Here is a 1657-nt window from a genome sequence, read left to right on the forward strand (position 1 = left end):
ACGCGCCTTCTCCTTTGGTTTTCGTACGGGGGTTTCCGAGCGCTGAAAGGGGCGCGAAACAGCCGGAGTTGTCGCGCTCTTCGTCGCCGCGAGTGACGTTAGTGAGCCGACGGGAAATTTGGCAGTGTTAGATTTTTCTGACACTCGGGCGCACTCGGCCTACTCGCCGGAGCGTTCGCGACCTACGGAGGAGAACGCCATGGTCCAGCCCTCCCTGCGTGAGCGGCGCAGGGCCGCAGCCACCCAGGAGATCGTGGACGCGGCGGAGCGCCATCTCGCCGAACACGGGCCCGGCGCCCTGTCGTTGCGGGCGGTCGCCCGCAGCCTCGGGATGACCGTGCAGGCGCTCTACCACTACTTCCCCAGCCGGGACGCGCTCGTCACCACGCTCGTCACGAAGGCGTACGACGACCTGGCCGACGCCGTACAGCACGCCGTGGACAACGCGTCGGACGTCGCCGCAGACGCCCCCGGCCTGCCGCGGCTGGTGGTCGCCGCCGAGGGCTACCGTCGATGGGCCATTGCCCACCCGGAGCACTTCCAACTCCTCTACGGGACTCCGCTACGGGGTTACGCGGCGCCTGTCGAAGGGCCGACCACGCAGGCGACGCGCCGGATGAGCGCGATCTTCGAGCGTGAACTGTTCGGCGGCTTCACCCCCGAACAACTCGCGGCGGCCGATGCCTCCGCGCTCTCGCCGGCGCTCCACGCCTACCTGGAACAACTGCCGCACTACGGCCTGGGAAACCTGCCGCCCCCCGCGACGGCGCTGCTGCTCAGCGCCTGGGGCCACCTGCACGGACTTGTCGTCCTGGAGGTGTTCGGGCACAGCGTCTTCCTCGGTGAGCACCAGGCCGAGATCTTCCGCATGGCGATGCGGAACCTGCTCGACGACATCTACCGCCGCATCCCTCAACGTCCACACTGAGATTACGGATTCCGTTGCAACAGGCGGGTGTCCCTGACGTCGACACCGAACTCTCCCGGCCTGATCTGCCGCGAGCAGCACAAGGCCGGTCGGCGGACGCTGATCAAGATGCCCTTCGAGGACTTCGAGCGCGAGATCCGCGACTCGATGTCCCGCTCGCTGGGCGAGTACGGCTTCGACGCGGCCCGCGACATCACGGCCATCACCGTGAACCGCTGGGCCCACGGGTACGCCTACGAGTACAACTCCCTGGACGACCCGGCGGTGTTCCAGCCCGAGTCGCAGCGCCCCTACGCCAAGGCCCGGCGCCCGGTCGGCCGGATCGCCATCGCGAACTCCGACGCCGAGGCGTTCGGTTACACGCACGCGGCCTTCGACGGGGCGATCCGCGCGGTGTCGCACCTGGTGTGAGTCGGTCGAGACGATCCCTGTCGCCCCGGTCTGGCGGGTTGTCGTCCGGCAGACCCGGGTGCGCGGGATCTACGATGGTGTGAAGGGCAGAAGCCCGCCGGAAGAAGCAGGCCGGAAGAAGCAGGCCGGAAGAACCACGCCGGAAGAGTCATGACGGAAGACCTGAGTGCCATCGGAGCGTGGCGCGGCGCGAGCGGGTCGGCGGCGCGCGTCTGGTACGTCTCGTACGGCTCCAACATGCATCTGGACCGGCTGACTTACTACATCGCCGGGGGCCGGCCGCCGGGCACCGCCGCGACGTACCCCGGCTGCCGGGAC

Annotated in this window: 2 protein-coding genes and 1 pseudogene; all 3 read left to right on the forward strand. The window is 68.7% G+C overall.

Annotated features, from left to right (window positions below; translation table 11 throughout):
• The first annotated feature begins 199 nt into the window (after positions 1–199).
• Positions 200–928, forward strand: coding sequence for a TetR/AcrR family transcriptional regulator (locus HY68_RS12955; RefSeq protein ID WP_041988304.1), 729 nt, complete (start codon positions 200–202; stop codon positions 926–928).
• Between the two features lie 108 nt (positions 929–1036).
• Entirely contained in the window at positions 1037–1339 is a 303-nt protein-coding gene (locus tag HY68_RS12960) for a hypothetical protein (protein WP_157874339.1), read from the forward strand.
• Between the two features lie 150 nt (positions 1340–1489).
• Positions 1490–1657 (forward strand): annotated as a pseudogene (locus tag HY68_RS45055) (histone deacetylase); the annotation flags it as partial.

The organism is Streptomyces sp. AcH 505 (genome assembly GCF_000818175.1).
GTDB lineage: Bacteria > Actinomycetota > Actinomycetes > Streptomycetales > Streptomycetaceae > Streptomyces.